The sequence below is a fragment of the Psychrobacter sp. 1U2 genome, assembly GCF_051847575.1.
Genome location: NZ_JBPYDC010000400.1, coordinates 1 through 1,125, shown reverse-complemented (window position 1 = coordinate 1,125; position 1,125 = coordinate 1). Strand labels below are relative to the sequence as shown.

The following is a 1,125-nucleotide window of genomic DNA, read 5'->3' as shown; positions in this document are numbered from 1 at the left end:
GGAAGTATTAAAGATATGCAATGACAAGCTTATTCAATACCCTAGCCTGCTTCTACCGTCTCTTTTACAAGTGCCAAATCTCTCACCATAAGCTGCAAGCTTTGTTTGCCATTCCATTCATTAATATCTAGCTGAAATAACAAATGCACTTTTTCGGCGCGATAGTCCCAAGCGCTGCTATCAAAGTTAAAATAAATCGCCTCAATCGGATATTGCACTTCAGGATAACGCAACGACAGTTTAAGGTGCTTGTCTTTTAAGATTTTGAAGCTTAACACTTCAAATACACCATCAAATATCGGCGGTACAAACCCGTGACCCCAAATACTGGCATGTGCTAAATGCTCTGCGAACCATAAACTAAAATCGCCTGCCTGTAATGGCCCATCGGTGAATTTTTGCTCGGCGAATACTGTATTGTCCACCTCTGCCATGACTTCATTGAACGCCGTCACAAAACCATCAAAGTTGCTACGTTTGATAGTCAAACCTGCCGCCATCGCATGACCACCAAAATGACTGATTAAATTAGGATAGCGCTCCGCTACTTGCTCAATGGCATCACGAATATGTACGCCAGCAATTGAACGCGCTGAGCCTTTGATCGCATCATCATCTCCAGTACGCTCTGTATCCGCTGGTGCGAAAACGATACTGGGCAAATAATGACTTTCTTTTAAACGTCCAGCAACGATACCGATGACGCCTTGATGCCAATCGTCTTGATATAAAATAATACTACGCTTGCTAGAGCGGCTAGATTTGTTGTTAATAGGGCTACCAGAGTGAATAACTTGATTGTTATCTTTATCGTTGTCTGTATCAGCCGTCAATGCCTGCACAATGCCATCAGCTTGCGCGCGCATCTCGCCTTCTACCTGACGTCGCGTACGATTTAGCTGTTCAAGTTCTTGCGCTAGGCGCTGGGCAGTGCCCCAATCCTCAGTCAATAAACATTCAATACCGATACGCATATTGTCCATACGCCCAGCGGCATTAATACGCGGACCCAAAACAAAACCGAAATCTTGTGCATGTAATTGTTTAGGGTCACGACCCGCTTGCTCAAGCAGGGCTAAGATACCTATACAGCAGCGCCCTTGACGAATGGCATTTAGCCCATGA

Annotated in this window: 1 protein-coding gene; it reads right to left on the bottom strand. The window is 44.8% G+C overall.

Annotation, left to right across the window (positions count from 1 at the left end):
* Positions 1–41: 41 nt before the first annotated feature.
* Positions 42–1,125, bottom strand: a 1,084-nt coding sequence (locus ACS8FD_RS16135) for a single-stranded-DNA-specific exonuclease RecJ (RefSeq protein WP_439276591.1), incomplete at its 5' end; no start/stop codon positions are given.